13 protein-coding genes and 1 other RNA gene are annotated in these 13367 nt (G+C 71.5%); 5 read left to right on the plus strand and 9 right to left on the minus strand.

Annotated elements, in window-relative coordinates; translation table 11 throughout:
* Positions 1 to 15: 15 nt before the first annotated feature.
* Positions 16 to 987: a LysR family transcriptional regulator gene (locus ACZ5WG_RS13850; protein WP_468722974.1), complete on the minus strand. Its 972-nt coding sequence runs from the start codon at positions 985 to 987 to the stop codon at positions 16 to 18.
* 84 nt (positions 988 to 1071) lie between these two features.
* Between ACZ5WG_RS13850 and ACZ5WG_RS13855 the strand changes: the two genes are divergently transcribed.
* From ACZ5WG_RS13855 to ACZ5WG_RS13865, 3 genes are read left to right on the plus strand one after another with little or no spacing between them, the layout of a single operon-like run.
* Positions 1072 to 2337, plus strand: a complete 1266-nt coding sequence (locus ACZ5WG_RS13855) for an MFS transporter (protein WP_468722975.1) — start codon at positions 1072 to 1074, stop codon at positions 2335 to 2337.
* A gap of 28 nt (positions 2338 to 2365) precedes the next feature.
* A complete protein-coding gene (locus tag ACZ5WG_RS13860) occupies positions 2366 to 2641 on the plus strand; it encodes a type II toxin-antitoxin system Phd/YefM family antitoxin (protein WP_134075676.1) in 276 nt (91 codons plus the stop codon).
* Entirely contained in the window at positions 2638 to 2895 is a 258-nt protein-coding gene (locus tag ACZ5WG_RS13865; RefSeq protein WP_468722977.1) for a Txe/YoeB family addiction module toxin, read from the plus strand. Before ACZ5WG_RS13860 ends, ACZ5WG_RS13865 begins: the two co-directional genes overlap by 4 nt.
* A gap of 68 nt (positions 2896 to 2963) precedes the next feature.
* Here the strand turns inward: ACZ5WG_RS13865 and ssrA are convergent.
* The 5 genes from ssrA to ftsE all read right to left on the minus strand — a co-directional run bounded on the left by ssrA (position 2964) and on the right by ftsE (position 6856).
* Positions 2964 to 3352, minus strand: a transfer-messenger RNA (tmRNA) gene (ssrA, locus tag ACZ5WG_RS13870).
* Between the two features lie 82 nt (positions 3353 to 3434).
* Positions 3435 to 3920 carry an SsrA-binding protein SmpB gene (smpB, locus tag ACZ5WG_RS13875; protein ID WP_030161337.1) on the minus strand — a complete coding sequence of 162 codons (486 nt, stop codon included), beginning with the start codon at positions 3918 to 3920 and terminating at the stop codon, positions 3435 to 3437.
* Positions 3921 to 3938: 18 nt separating this feature from the next.
* Positions 3939 to 5150 (minus strand): S41 family peptidase, encoded by a 1212-nt coding sequence (locus tag ACZ5WG_RS13880; RefSeq protein ID WP_468722980.1) that lies wholly within the window; start codon positions 5148 to 5150, stop codon positions 3939 to 3941.
* A 67-nt stretch (positions 5151 to 5217) separates the two neighbouring features.
* Positions 5218 to 6150 (minus strand): permease-like cell division protein FtsX, encoded by a 933-nt coding sequence (ftsX, locus tag ACZ5WG_RS13885; RefSeq protein WP_468722982.1) that lies wholly within the window; start codon positions 6148 to 6150, stop codon positions 5218 to 5220.
* A 16-nt stretch (positions 6151 to 6166) separates the two neighbouring features.
* Positions 6167 to 6856 (minus strand): cell division ATP-binding protein FtsE, encoded by a 690-nt coding sequence (gene ftsE / locus ACZ5WG_RS13890; RefSeq protein ID WP_030161344.1) that lies wholly within the window; start codon positions 6854 to 6856, stop codon positions 6167 to 6169.
* Positions 6857 to 7092: 236 nt separating this feature from the next.
* Between ftsE and ACZ5WG_RS13895 the strand changes: the two genes are divergently transcribed.
* Positions 7093 to 7284, plus strand: a complete 192-nt coding sequence (locus ACZ5WG_RS13895; RefSeq protein WP_468722984.1) for a hypothetical protein — start codon at positions 7093 to 7095, stop codon at positions 7282 to 7284.
* An 87-nt stretch (positions 7285 to 7371) separates the two neighbouring features.
* Here ACZ5WG_RS13895 and prfB read toward each other — a convergent pair whose 3' ends face one another.
* Positions 7372 to 8481, minus strand: coding sequence for a peptide chain release factor 2 (gene prfB / locus ACZ5WG_RS13900; RefSeq protein WP_468722986.1), 1110 nt, complete (start codon positions 8479 to 8481; stop codon positions 7372 to 7374).
* 314 nt (positions 8482 to 8795) lie between these two features.
* On the opposite strand from prfB, the gene ACZ5WG_RS13905 reads away from it, so the two are divergent.
* A complete protein-coding gene (locus tag ACZ5WG_RS13905) occupies positions 8796 to 9800 on the plus strand; it encodes an isopenicillin N synthase family dioxygenase (RefSeq protein WP_468722988.1) in 1005 nt (334 codons plus the stop codon).
* 27 nt (positions 9801 to 9827) lie between these two features.
* Here the strand turns inward: ACZ5WG_RS13905 and ACZ5WG_RS13910 are convergent, their stop codons facing one another.
* Together ACZ5WG_RS13910 and ACZ5WG_RS13915 are read right to left on the minus strand one after the other, a co-directional pair.
* Entirely contained in the window at positions 9828 to 11087 is a 1260-nt protein-coding gene (locus ACZ5WG_RS13910; protein WP_468722989.1) for a serine/threonine-protein kinase, read from the minus strand.
* A gap of 150 nt (positions 11088 to 11237) precedes the next feature.
* Complete coding sequence (locus ACZ5WG_RS13915; protein WP_468722991.1) at positions 11238 to 12995, minus strand: serine/threonine-protein kinase; 1758 nt, start codon at positions 12993 to 12995, stop codon at positions 11238 to 11240.
* Positions 12996 to 13367 lie beyond the last annotated feature (372 nt).

The raw sequence follows: 13367 nt of genomic DNA on the forward strand, positions 1-13367 counted from the left end.
TGGGAAACCTTGCACTCACCCGCCGCCGCGGGCGCCTGTGAGCGCGGCGGGTCGCCAGCCCTCCGGGGGCACGTCCAGCCAGCCGCGCTCGGCGGCGATCCCGGCCGCTGCCTGATGCAGCGCGTCGAGCCCGGGGTGGCTGAAGCCCTTGCGCCAGACCATCGACAGCGGGGACAGCGGCAGCGGCTCGACCAGCGGCCGTTTCACGCACCCGGGCAGGTCGAGGAAGTCCACGGTGACCAGCACCGGATTGCGGGTCTTGGCCATGACCCGGCGGAACTCCTCCTTCCCCATCGCCACGGGTGCGGGCGGTGCCATGGCGATGCCGCGCCCGGCGAACAGTTCGCGGGCGAGCCCGGTCCACTCCAGGGTCCGCGGATTGCCGGCCCCCGCGTACACGGTCTCCCCGGCCAGCGCATCGAGCGGTACCTCGGCCCGCGCGGCCAGCGGATGCCCGTCGGGCAGCAGCACCGCGAGCGGCTCGTACCGTACGGGCCGGTGCGCGAGGCGGGCCCGCAGCGCCGGGTCCAGCCCGTGGGCGTACCCGAAGGACACGTCGAGGCGCCCGGCGGCGACCTCGGCGGCGGCGTACGTGAGCCCGCTCTCGAAGCGGGCCATCAGCTCGCAGTCCGGGGCGAGTTCCCGGGCCCGCTCGAGCACCGTACGGGCGGTGCTCGGCCCGTCGGTGTTCAGATCCACGAGCAGCGGCCGGGGGCCCGCGGAGGCGAAGGCGGCGGCGAGCGCCTCGTGCGCGGCCAGCACGCGCCGGGCCGGCGGCAGCAGCCGCTCGCCGTCGGCGGTCAGCTCGACGGCGCGGGTCGTCCGTACGAACAGCACTGCGCCCAGGGCCGCTTCGAGGCGCCGCACGTCCCGGCTGAGCGCCTGCTGGGCGACGTACAGGCGGGCGGCGGCGCGGGTGAAGTGCAACTCCTCGGCCACGGCGACGAACCCGCGCAGCAGCCGGGGTTCCACATCACGGGGATTCACCCGAGGAGACTAACAACGGAAACGGGTCAATGGCCCCGGAACAGGTGTTGGACGTCCGGGCCCCCTGCGCCGGAGCCTTGGATCATGCCGCAGACCACCTCCGCCCCGCTGATGACCGTGACCGGCTCGACCCTCGTGATCGCCCCCGCCCCGCGCCGGCGGGCGGCCCGCGCTCCGGGCCCGTACGGCAGGCTCTTCACCCTCCCCGGGGCCCGCGCCTTCACCGCCGGGAACCTCATCGCCCGCCTCCCCATGGGCATGTTCGGCATCAGCGCGGTCATGATGATCGCCGGCCAGCGCGGCTCGTACGCCCTCGCCGGCGCGGTCACCGCCACCGGGCTGGCCGCCACCGCGCTGGTCGCGCCGTGGACCGCCCGCCTGGTCGACCGGTACGGCCAGGCCCGGATCGCCGTCCCGGCGACGCTGATCGCGGTGCTGGGCTCGGTGGGACTGATCCTCTGCGTCCGCGCGCAGGCCCCCGCCTGGACCCTCTTCGCCTCCTACGCCGCCACCGCGACCACCCCCAACATCGGCGGCATGTCCCGGGCCCGCTGGACCCACCTGCTGCGCGACTCCCCCGCCGCGCACCACACGGCGATGTCCTTCGAGCAGGCCGCGGACGAGCTGTGCTTCATGTTCGGCCCGGTGGTGGCGGCGTTCCTCTGCTCGGCCGTCTTCCCGGAGGCGGGCACCCTCACGGCGGCCGCCCTCCTGCTCGCCGGCATGCTGCTGTTCACGTCCCAACGGGCCACGGAGCCCCCGGTGTCGGCGCCCCGGCACGGCACCTCCCCGCTGCGCGCGGTGCTGCCCCTCCTGGCGCTCTTCCTCCCGCTGGGCCTGCTCTTCGGCTCGATGGAGGTCACGTCGATCGCCCACCTCGACGCCCGCGGCCTGGGCGCCGCCACCGGCCTGGTCCTTGCCCTCCAGGCGGCGGGCTCCTGCGCGGCCGGCCTGCTCTACGGAGCCTTCCGCCCGCGCAGCCTGCGGACCTGCCTGATCGCCCTGGCCCTCGCGATGACCCTCCCCTGGGCGGCAGCGGCCACCGGCTCCCTCCCCCTCCTGGCCGCCGCCCTCCTCCTGGCGGGCATGGCCACGGCCCCGACGATGGTCACGGCGATGTCCAAGATCCACGCCATTGCCCCCGAGGGCCGCCTCAACGAGTCGATGACCCTGGCGGTGACGGCCATCCTGACGGGCATAGCCCTGGGCTCGGCCACGGCGGGCACCCTGGTGGACCACCTGGGCCCCACCACCCCGTACGCCCTCCCGGCCGCCGCGGCCGTCCTCACCTTGCTGGTCCTCCCGGCCCTCCCGACGGTACGACTTTCCGGTACGACTCAGGTACCGTGAACTCGTACCACAACCGGAGGAGCGGACCATGTCCATAAGCGCCAGCGAAGCCAGGGCGACCCTGTTCCCCTTGATCGAACGCGTCAACACCGACCACGCCCCGGTGCGGATCACCTCCAAGAACGGTGACGCCGTTCTCATGTCCGCCGACGACTACGACTCGTGGCAGGAGACCGTCTACCTGCTGCGCTCCCCCGCCAACGCCCAGCGGCTGATGGAAGCCGTCGCGCGCGACCGCGAGGGCGCCTCATCGGTCGCCAAGAGCATGGACGAGCTGAGGCAGTTGGCCGGAGGGGAGGAGTGAGGAGCGTTCACTTCGACCCGGCCGCGTGGGAGGACTTCCTGTTCTGGCTCTCCTCCGACCTGAAGATGGCCCGCCGGATCACCCGCCTGATCGGCGAGATCCAGCGCGACCCGTTCACCGGCATCGGCAAGCCCGAACCGCTGAAAGGCGAACTGTCCGGCTACTGGTCCCGCCGCATCGACGACGAACACCGCCTCGTGTACCGGGCGGACGAGAAGGAAATGAAGGTGCTCAAGGCCCGGTACCACTACTGATGCCGGGACCCCGGGCATGACGAAGGCCCCGCAGCCTGACGGCTGCGGGGCCTTCGCCCACATGGGATGAGTGGAGATGGCGGGAATCGAACCCGCGTCCAACGGTGCAGAAGCAGGGCTTCTCCGAGCGCAGTCCGCTGCGCTTTTCTCGGCCCCGGAGATCACACGGACAAGTCTCCGACGGGCTCAGTCACTGTTTGGTTTCCCTCCAACCCCCGTGACCGGGGCTAGAGGTTTAGATCCCTAATTGACGCCAGGATCCGGACCGGGACCACTTCCGGGCTGACGCTCCTCACAGAGGCTTCAGCTCACTGTTATTAGGCAGCGAGGGTGAAGCGGGAGTTATCGCTCTTGGAGTTGGCGATTATTTTTTGCGACATGTGGTTAGCGAGATCATTGCCGCTTCCTCGGCTCGCTTCCCCTGCATCGACATCCGCTGTCGAAACCGATCATCCCCATGTTTTTTTAACAAGCTGCTCCACCCCGGGGGGCGGTGCTGACGCCATGGTACGCGAAGTGGACCACGGGATGCCAGGAGATTACAGCTGACCGCGCTCCTTGCGCTTCACGGCCGAGATCACCCGGTTCGTCTCGCGCGTGTCCTGCTTCTCACGCAGGGCCTGGCGCTTGTCGTACTCCTTCTTGCCCTTCGCCAGCGCGATCTCGACCTTCGCCCGGCCGTCCTTGAAGTACAGCGAGAGCGGCACGATCGTGTTGCCCGTCTCGCCGGTCTTCGAGTCCAGCTTGTCGATCTCCTCGCGGTGCAGGAGGAGCTTGCGCTTGCGGCGGGCGCTGTGGTTGGTCCAGGTGCCCTGGCTGTACTCCGGCACGTGCACGTTGTAGAGCCAGGCCTCGCCGCTCTCCACCGACACGAAGCCGTCCACCAGCGAGGCCCGGCCCTGGCGCAGGGACTTGACCTCGGTACCCGTGAGGACGAGGCCGCACTCGTAGGTGTCGATGATCGTGTAGTCGTGCCGCGCCTTCTTGTTCTGGGCGATCAGCTTGCGCCCTTTTTCCTTAGCCATAGTGCGGTCATTTTCGCACTACGGACCCACCCCCAGGCCACCCAATACTGTGCGCGCCCGTTCCTCGGCGCCGTCGGCCGCCGCGAGGTCCGGGGTGATGCCGTTGCCGTCGAGGCTGCGGCCCGCCGGGGTGCGGTACGTACCGACCGTCAGCTCCGCCACCGAGCCGTCCGGGAGCTGCGTCGGCATCTGCACCGAGCCCTTGCCGAAGGTCCTCGTGCCCACCGCCACCGCGCGGCCGCGGTCCTGGAGGGCGCCCGTCACCAGCTCCGCCGCGCTCATCGTGCCACCGTCGACCAGGGCCACCAGGGGTCTCGCGGTGTCCCCGCCCGGGCTCGCGTACAGGGCGCGCTGGGCTCCCCGTACGTCGTACGTGGCCACCAGCCCGCCGTCCAGGAAGGCGGAGGCGGCCGTCACTGCCTCGGTGACCAGGCCGCCGGGGTTTCCGCGCAGGTCGAGCATGAAGCCTGCGCCGGCCGGGGCCGCGCGGACGGCGGCCCGGACCTGTTCGCCCGATCCGCGGGTGAAGGAGGCGACCTTGATGACCGTGATCCCGCCCGGGAGCTCCCGTACGGTCACGGGCTCGGCGTGCAGCTGCTCGCGGCGCAGGGTCTCGGTGCGGTCGGCGCCGTCCCGGGTGAGGTGCAGGACGACGGGGGTGCCGGCCTCGCCGCGCAGCAGGGCGACCACGTCGCAGACGCGCAGGCCGGTGACGGCGTTGCCGTCGATGCTCAGCAGCCGGTCCCCGGCGCGGAGCCCGGCCCGGGCGGCGGGGCTGCCGGGCTGGACCTTGTCGACGTCGATGCGGCCGTCCTGGCGGCGCTCGGTCCAGAGCCCGACGCCGGTCCAGCGGCCGTCGAGGTCGTCGGTGAAGGCGGCGTACTCGCCCTGGTCGTAGACCATGCCCCAGCGGTCGCCGCTGCGGCTGACCACCTCCTGGGCGGCCTTCTTGCCGGACTTGCCCTCGGCGACGGCTTCGGCGGCGGCGCGGGCCACGGCCTCGCGGTCGGCGGTGCCGCCCTCCCGGGGCGCCTCGGACCCGGCCGCGGGGGTCTGCGTACCGGCGGCCGTTAACCCGCCGCCGGCGGCCCCCAGGGCGTCCGCGCGGTCCCAGCAGCCGGTGCCCGCCGCGGCACCGACGGCCGCGATGAAGGCCAACGTCAAAACGGCCCCGCGACGCAGGTCGCGGGGCCGGAGACAGAAGGGGGGAATACTCGGCAAGCCCAGCATGGCGCCGAGTCTAGGACAAGCCCCGTGGAGGCACGGCGGGTTGGGCGGACCTCACACGGGGCGCTTGTCACACCTTCAGGTACTTGCGCAATGCGATGAAGGCGGCCAGCGAGGGCATCAGCACCCCGATGACCAGCACCAACGGCAGCTTGGTCAGGACGGAGTCCCAGCCGATGAAGTTGATCAGCTCCATCTTGGTGCGCAGCGAGGCGCCGTGGTCGATGACGAAGTACTGGCCGGCGCCGAGCATGGCGCAGGCGAACACGCCGCCGATGAGACCCGCGAAAGCGGCCTCCATGATGAACGGCACCTGGATGTAGAAGCTGGAGGCGCCGACGAGCCGCATGATCCCGGTCTCCCGCCTCCGGCTGAAGGCGGAGACGCGCACGGTGTTGACGATCAGCAGCAGGGCCACGATCAGCATGATCAGCATGATGCCGAGGGCGGCCAGGTTGAGGTAGCCGAGCATCGTGAAGAGGTTGTCGAGCTCCTGGTGCTGGTCCTCCACCGACTGCACGCCGTCGCGGCCCGCGAAGGCGGTGGTGATGACCTTGTACTTCTCGGGCTGCTCCAGCTTCACCCGGAAGGATTCGGGCATCTGGTCCGGGGTGATCACCGAGGCGAGCGCGGTGTGCCCGAAGCGCTCCTTGTAGTGCTTGAAGGCCTCGTCCGAGGACTCGTAGTGGACCGTCTCGACGAGGTCCATCTTCTTCAGGTCGGCCTCGATCTGCTGCTTCTGCTCGGGCGTGACCGCGCCCTTGGCGCAGGCCTTGCTCCCGCTCTCGCTGTTGTCCTCCGCGTCACTCTTGTTGCAGAGGTAGATCGAGACGTTGACCTTGTCGTACCAGTAGCCCTTCATCTGGCTCACCTGGTCGCGCATGAGCAGGGAGCCACCGAACAGGGCCAGCGACAGGGCCACGGAGATGATGACCGCGAAGGTCATGGTGAGATTGCGACGGAGACCGACGCCGATCTCCGACATGACGAACTGGGCGCGCATGACGTCTCAAAGCCCTTCAGTGCTGGTAGCCGTAGACGCCGCGCGACTGGTCGCGTACGAGTCGGCCCTGTTCGAGTTCGATGACGCGCTTGCGCATCTGGTCCACGATCTGCTGGTCGTGCGTGGCCATGATCACGGTGGTGCCGGTCCGGTTGATCCGGTCCAGCAGCTTCATGATGCCGACCGAGGTCTGCGGGTCGAGGTTGCCGGTGGGCTCGTCCGCGATGAGGAGGGCGGGCCGGTTGACGAAGGCGCGGGCGATGGCCACGCGCTGCTGCTCACCGCCGGAGAGCTCGCCGGGCATCCGGTCCTCCTTGCCGCCGAGGCCCACGAGCTCCAGGACCTGCGGGACGGCCTTGCGGATCTCGCCTCTCGGCTTGCCGATGACCTCCTGGGCGAAGGCGACGTTCTCGGCCACGGTCTTGTTGGGGAGGAGGCGGAAGTCCTGGAAGACGGTCCCCAGCTGGCGCCGCATCTGCGGGACCTTCCAGTTGGAGAGCTTGGCGAGGTCCTTGCCGAGCACGTGGACCTGGCCGTGGCTCGCCCGCTCCTCGCGCAGGACCAGCCGCAGGAAGGTGGACTTGCCGGAGCCGGAGGAGCCGACCAGGAAGACGAACTCGCCCTTCGCGATGTCCAGGGAGACATCTCTGAGTGCAGGACGGTTCTGCTTCGGGTAGGACTTGGAGACGTTGTCGAATCGGATCACGGGTGCACCACGGTCGCCGGGAGTAGGTGTGCGGAGTCGGTGTGCGTGACCATACGCGAACGGGCGGGGGGTGGGGACCCGGCGTCCGGAGTTGCCCGATATATCCCCTGGTCCGGGAGGGTCGGTCCGTGATTGCCCGGACGGGCCGCGCCGAATGTCGCCAGAGCTGGCACAGTGGTAGGGGAACGGACTCGTTCCGTCAGGCGTTGTTCAAGGGGACGAGAGGAGGAGAGCGCATGACATATGACCGGCTCGTGTGCGCGAACTGCGCCGCGCCCGTCAGTCAGGGCCGCTGCCCGGTGTGCCGGGCGAACCGGGAGCGCCTCCAGCAGGAGGGCCCCTTCGCCGGCCTGAACCCCATGACGCTCATCGTGCTCCTGGTGGTCCTTGTGGCGGCTCTGGCCTGGGTGGCACAGCAGGCGGCGTAGCCTCCCCGCGTTCCGATCATGACATTCCGGCATGGGAAGGGCCCGGACACCTCGGGTGTCCGGGCCCTTCCCATGCCGTTCGCCGCCTTACGCGGTCTGCTCCTGCTGCTTGCGCCAGCGGATGCCGGCCTCGAGGAAGCCGTCGATCTCGCCGTCGAGCACCGCCTGCGGGTTGCCGACCTCGAACTCCGTCCGCAGGTCCTTGACCATCTGGTACGGGTGCAGGACGTAGGACCGCATCTGGTTGCCCCAGGAGCTGCCGCCGTCCTTGAGGGCGTCCATCTTGGCCTGCTCCTCCTGGCGGCGCCGCTCGAGCAGCTTGGCCTGGAGGACGTTCATGGCGCTGGCCTTGTTCTGGATCTGCGAGCGCTCGTTCTGGCAGGAGACGACGATGCCGGTCGGGAGGTGCGTGATGCGCACGGCCGAGTCGGTCGTGTTGACGCCCTGGCCACCGGGGCCGGAGGCGCGGTACACGTCGATGCGCAGCTCGGTCTCGTCGATCTCGACGTGGTCGCTGGTCTCGACGACCGGCAGCACCTCGACGCCCGCGAAGGAGGTCTGGCGGCGGCCCTGGTTGTCGAAGGGCGAGATCCGCACCAGGCGGTGCGTGCCCTGCTCGACCGAGAGGGTGCCGTAGGCGTACGGGGCCTTGACCACGAAGGTGGTCGACTTGATGCCGGCCTCTTCCGCGTACGAGGTCTCGTAGATCTCCGTGGGGTAGCCGTGGCGCTCGGCCCAGCGCAGGTACATGCGCTGCAGGCGCTCGGCGAAGTCGGAGGCGTCGACGCCGCCGGCCTCGGCGCGGATGTTGACCAGCGCCTCGCGCTCGGCGTACTCGCCGGAGAGCAGGGTGCGGACCTCCATCTCGTCCAGCGCCTTGCGGACGGAGGTCAGCTCGGCCTCGGCCTCGGCGAGGGTGTCCGCGTCGTCCATCTCCTGGGCGAGCTCGAACAGAACCGCGAGGTCGTCGATGCGGCCGCGCAGGGTCTCGGTCTTGCGGACCTCGGCCTGGAGGTGCGAAAGCTTGCTCGTGATCTTCTGGGCGGCCTCCGGGTCGTCCCACAGGGACGGCGCGGCGGCCTGCTCCTCGAGCACGGCGATTTCTGCCCTCAGCTTGTCGAGGTCCAGGACGGCCTCGATCGACCCCATGGTCGAGGAGAGGGACTTCAGCTCTTCGGAAACATCGACGACTGCCACGGGTCCAGCGTAGCCGGTCCGCGGACGGCCCTGTCCGGGCAGGCCGGATCTCCCGTTCTGGTGAGCGAGGGAACGGGCGTACGCTCACGGTATGACTCTCCTCCTCGTCAAGCGCCGCCATGTGGATCACATGCGTGTCACGACGACGAGCTGTCTGCCGCCGGACCATCCCCAAGCCTGATCCACCCCGATCCGACTTGGTCCTGTACGCGGCCCAAGCGGCTCCGGCGCCATCCCTGCCGGCGGCCCTCCCCATCCGCTGCCCCGACACCCTTTGGGGAACAGGACCCCGTGACATCCGAAACGGAGCCGTCATGCCGTCCGCGCACACCTCTCTTCCCGTCATCGATCTCTCCCAGGCCGACGACCCGACCCAGCGGGCCGACTTCCTGAAGGAGCTGCACGCGGCAGCCCGGGACACCGGCTTCCTGCACCTGACCGGGCACGGCATCACCGATGCGGAGACCGCCCGCATCCTCGAGGTGACCAGGGCGTTCTTCGCACTGCCCGAGGCCGACCGGCTCGCCGTGAGCAACCTGAACTCGCCGCACTTCCGTGGCTACACCCGCATCGGCCACGAGCTGACCGGCGGGGCCTCCGACTGGCGCGACCAGCTGGACGTCGGCGCCGAGCGGCCGGCGCCGGTGGTGGGCCCCGACGACCCGCCGTACCTGTGGCTGGAGGGCCCGAACCAGTGGCCGCAGGCCCTGCCGGAGCTGCGCACGGTCGTACTGGAGTGGCAGTCCCGGCTGGCCGCGGTGGCCCACCGCCTGCTGCAGGAACTGCTGACCTCGATCGGCGCCCCCTCCGACTTCTTCGACGAGGCCTTCGCGGACCGGCCGCACCTGCACACGAAGCTGATCCGCTACCCCGGCTCCTCCCCGACCGGCACCGACCAGGGGGTCGGGGCCCACAAGGACTACGGCTTCCTGACGCTGCTGCTCCAGGACTCGGTGGGCGGCCTGCAGGTACGCCAGGGCGACGGGTTCCTGGACGTACCGCCGATGCCGGGGGCGTTCGTGGTCAACCTGGGCGAGCTGCTGGAGATCGCGACGGAGGGGTACCTGGTGGCCACGGACCACCGGGTGGTCAGCCCGCCGGGGGCGGTGGAGCGGTACTCGGTGCCGTTCTTCTACAACCCGCGCCTGGATGCGGTGGTGGAGACGGTTCCGGGCGAGTACCTGCGGTCGGCGCCGGGGGTGGCGCACGACGCGACGAATCCGCTGCACGCCGAGTACGGGCGCAACGAGCTGAAGGGCTGGACCCGGGCCCACCCGGCGGTGGCCCGCCGCTGGCACCCCGAACTGGTCCAGGCGTAGCCCCGGACCGGGTCCGGTCCGGGGTGGCTACGGCTTCGACGGGGCCGAGTGCTTGCTGTCCTGCGGGGGTGGCGGCTCGTCGCCGGAGGCGGCCAGCCAGGTGCCCACGCCCAGCGCGGTGGCCAGGGCGACGGCCCCGGCCGTCAGGGCCAGGCGGCGCTTGCGGGCCGTCTCCGCGCGGTGGCGGGCCGAGCCCGGCCGGTGGCCGCCCGCGGGGCGGGGGACCCTGGCGGTGCCCAGCGCACCCCCGGCCAGCTCGTCCGGCCCCGGCACCCGCATCGAGGTGTGCGTGTCCCGGTTCGAGTCCGTCGCGGAGCCCGGGACCAGCGGCACCACGCCCCGGCGGCGGACCGGGCCGTCGGCTTCCACCGGCTCGGCCGACTCCGGCTCCGGGTCCGGCTCGTCCGGCTCGTCCACGTCCAGCGGCGGCATCCCGGCCAGGAGGGGGAGCAGGTCCCGCAGCCGGACCGACAGCTCCGACGCGCGCAGGCGCGAGGCCGGCGCCTTCGCAAGGCACTGCACGATCAGCTGCCACAGCTCGTCGGGGATGCCGGGCAGGGGGACGACCGTCTCCGTCACGTGCCGGCGCAGCACCGCCCCCGGGTGGCCCCCGCCGAACGGCGTGAAACCCGCCAGCAGCTCGTACAGCACGGTGGCCAGGGCGTATATGTCCACGGCCGCCCGCGGCGGCAGGCCCTCCACGATCTCCGGCGCCAGGTAGTCCGGCGTGCCGATGATCCGGGTCGTCGGGGCCGAGGCCCGCACGCCCGCCGCCCCGGCGGCCCGGCGCGGCGAGTCGATCAGCTTGGCCACGCCGAAGTCGGTCAGCAGCGCCGGATGCGATCCGCCCGGCCCCAGCGGCCCCTGCATGTCCAGCAGCACGTTCTCGGGCTTCACGTCCCGGTGCACGACCCCGGCCGCATGCGCTGCCGCCAGCGCGTCCGCGACGTCGGCGACGATCGCCACGGCCGCCTCGGGGGCGAGCCGGCGCTCCCGGTCGAGGCGCGTGCGCAGGTCCGTACCGCGTACGAGGTCCATGACCAGGGCCAGGTCGCTGCCGTCGACGACGAGGTCGCGGACGGAGACGATGTGGGGGTGGTCCAGGCCGAGCAGCGCGCTGCGCTCCTGGACGAAGCGTCCGACCAGCTCCTGGTCGGACGCGAGGTCCTCGCGCAGCAGTTTGACGGCGACGGGCCCGTCCGGCCCCTCGCCCAGCCACACCGTGCCCGCGCTGCCGCGCCCCAGGATCTGGTGCGCGGTGTACCGGCTGCCGATCTTCCGTGCCACGACTGCTCCCTCAGCGGCTGGCGTACGCACCAAAGCTACGCGGCCGGGTGGGGGTTGGACGCCCCGGAACACTGCGACCTTCACTTCTGGGGGCGAAATCACGTCCCAGAAGTCGACAAATCTACGAAGTCGGCGCTACGAGAGCCCGGTTCAGGGCGTGCCGCCGCCCGTGGAGTCGCCGATCGCACCGACCCAGTCGACGATGTCGGAGCCCCAGGTCCACAGCTGGTCCCACCAGCCCTTGCCGGTGCCGAGCCACTCCTGGAGCGGGGTGAGCTCCCAGACCAGCCAGCCCGCCACGACGAACAGCAGGATCAGGACCAGGCAGCCCTTGAGGCAGCCCAGGCCCGGGATCTTGACCGGGTTGGCGCTGCGGCGGCGCGGCTCGCGCGGCTCCCGGGGGGCGCGCTGCTGCGGCGGCGGGCCCTGCGGGGGCTGCTGCTGCGGGGGCGCCTGGCGCTGGGGCTGCCGCGGGGGCTGCTGCTGGTACGGGGGCTGCTGCGGCTGCTGGTACTGCTGGGGCGGCGGCTGCGGCTGGTAGTACGGCTGCTGCTGCGGAGGCTGCTGGTACTGCGGCGGCTGGGGACGCTGCTGCTGGTACGGCTGCGGCGGCGGGCCCTGCCGGTACTGCGGCCGTTGCTGCGGCGGCGGGGGCGCCTGGCGCTGCGGGCGCCGGCGCAGCGGGTCCTCGCTCGGGTCGAGGTAGTGCATCTGCGTCTGCTCGTTGCGGTCGCGCGCGGCCTGCATCTGCGACTGCCACGGGTGCGGCTGGTCCGGCTGCTGCACCGGGGGCATGACGGAGGTCGGGTCCGCGCCGGGGCCGCCGGGGCCACCCGTGCTGGGCAGCACCGAGGTGGCGTCCGCGGCGCCGACCGGCGGGAGCACGCTGGTCATGCCGTTCGGGTCGTACGCGCCCATCGGCGACGCGGCGCGGCCGGGCAGCACCTGGGTCGGGTCGGCGGCTGCGCCGCCCGCGGTCTCGGGGACCGGCGCGGGCGAGGGGTCGGGCGCGAGCAGCGCGCCGACGCCGAGGGCGGCCTCCACCTCGGCGGGGGCGCTGTGCACGCCGATGCCGGAGGCGACCACGCGCAGTCCACGGGCCAGGTTCTCGGCGCTGGGGCGCTCGTTCGGCTCCTTGCGCAGGCAGCGCTCGATGACGATCCAGAGCGGCTCGGGCACGTTCGGCGGGCGCTGCGGGTCCTCGCTGAGGTGGCGGTGGAGCACCTCGAGGGCGGTGCCGCCGGCGAACGGCGGGCGTCCGGTGACCAGTTCGTAGAGCAGGATGCCCGCGCCGTAGATGTCGACGGCGGAGGTCTGCGGGCGGCCCTCGGCGGACTCGGGGGCGACGTAGGCGGGGGTGCCGACGAACTCGTGCGTGCGGGTCAGGCCCGGGGAGTCGGCCAGGCGGGCGATGCCGAAGTCGGTGAGCATCGGCTTCATCTGGCCGCCGCGCTCGTCGAGCAGGACGTTGGCGGGCTTCAGGTCGCGGTGGACCACGCCGTCGGCGTGGCTGGCGGCGAGCGCGTCCGCGATCTGAGCGGTCAGCAGGCTCGCGGCGACCGGCGTGAAGGGGCCGTTCTGCCGGATGTACTTGTGCAGGTCCGGGCCGTCGATCAGGTCCATGACGAGGGCGAGGAGGTCGCCCTCGACGACGAGGTCGCGGGTGCGCACGATGTTGGGGTGCGTCAGGCGCAGCAGGACGGAGCGCTCGCGCAGGAAGCGCATGACGATGTCCGCGTCCTGGGCCAGCTCCTCCTTGAGGACCTTGATGGCCACGGTCTCGCCGGGCTGCCCGGCGACGGCCGCCTCCGCGCCCGCGGCCTCCCGCTGGCGGGCACGCCAGACGGTGCCCGTGGCGCCGCGTCCGAGCGGCTCCTCGAGCAGGTACTTGCTGCCGACTGGCCGCACGTCTCGCGCTCCCTGCTGTCGTCCTGCTGTGGTTCGTTTTTCCGGCCCACTCTAGGGGGTGTCGCCCGGGAAGACGCGGGGTGCCGGAGGTTGGTTGCCGCACATATATACGAAGAGTGATGTTTGGCGGGGTATGCCGGGGGCGATTTTCCCCCGGGCCGCCCGGCCCTCCCCGGCTTTCGTCGGCTTGTATGTCCGGATGTGCGCCCGGACGGATTCCTCGCGCGGATGAAGGGGTGCGATCATTCAAGATCATTTATTGGCCGGCGCCGGGCGTGTTGTCCGTGACAGGTGCGAGGATGCACCCGTACGGAACGGCAGGGACGGGAGCCCCGCCTTCCGGGCAGACCTGACCGGACGACGCGCCGTGCC

Source organism: Streptomyces sp. NPDC032745, assembly GCF_055579465.1.

What these genes read in the sequence shown, in the direction of transcription:
- ACZ5WG_RS13855 (WP_468722975.1), top strand. Translation starts at nt 1,072, where the DNA reads ATGCCGCAGACCACCTCCGCCCCGCTGATGACCGTGACCGGCTCGACC.
- ACZ5WG_RS13905 (WP_468722988.1), top strand. Translation starts at nt 8,796, where the DNA reads ATGCCGTCCGCGCACACCTCTCTTCCCGTCATCGATCTCTCCCAGGCC.
- ftsX (WP_468722982.1), bottom strand. Translation starts at nt 6,150, where the DNA reads ATGCGCGCCCAGTTCGTCATGTCGGAGATCGGCGTCGGTCTCCGTCGC.
- ACZ5WG_RS13880 (WP_468722980.1), bottom strand. Translation starts at nt 5,150, where the DNA reads ATGCTGGGCTTGCCGAGTATTCCCCCCTTCTGTCTCCGGCCCCGCGAC.
- smpB (WP_030161337.1), bottom strand. Translation starts at nt 3,920, where the DNA reads ATGGCTAAGGAAAAAGGGCGCAAGCTGATCGCCCAGAACAAGAAGGCG.
- ACZ5WG_RS13895 (WP_468722984.1), top strand. Translation starts at nt 7,093, where the DNA reads ATGACATATGACCGGCTCGTGTGCGCGAACTGCGCCGCGCCCGTCAGT.
- ACZ5WG_RS13860 (WP_134075676.1), top strand. Translation starts at nt 2,366, where the DNA reads ATGTCCATAAGCGCCAGCGAAGCCAGGGCGACCCTGTTCCCCTTGATC.